Genomic DNA, 265 nt, shown 5'->3' with positions numbered 1-265 from the left:
TCACCGTACGGATCAAGGTCGTCAACGAGGGCAACGAGCCGGTCGTCTTGGCCACCAACGCCAACCAGTCGCTCTACGACGGCGACCGCCGGTACGAGTCTGAGACTTTGGGTGGTTGCGAGCCTGCCGGACTGTTCGATACCAAGCTCCAGCCCGGTGATCAAGAGAACGGGATCTACGTGTGGGACGTACGGCCCGACGTGACTCCGGACCGAGTGGAACTCATCGTCACGGATCGTCACGGCATCGACCGTGAAGCACCAGG

At 61.9% G+C, this 265-nt stretch carries 1 protein-coding gene; it reads left to right on the top strand.

Features of this window, described 5'->3' with window-relative positions; genetic code table 11:
- On the top strand, positions 1-265 hold a 265-nt coding region (locus ADK67_RS16105), incomplete at both ends, for a DUF4352 domain-containing protein (RefSeq protein ID WP_157620447.1).

The sequence above is a fragment of the Saccharothrix sp. NRRL B-16348 genome (assembly GCF_001280085.1).
In the GTDB taxonomy this organism is placed as follows: domain Bacteria; phylum Actinomycetota; class Actinomycetes; order Mycobacteriales; family Pseudonocardiaceae; genus Actinosynnema.
Note: the sequence above shows the minus strand (reverse complement) of the source record. Positions and strands in the feature narration are given on the sequence as shown.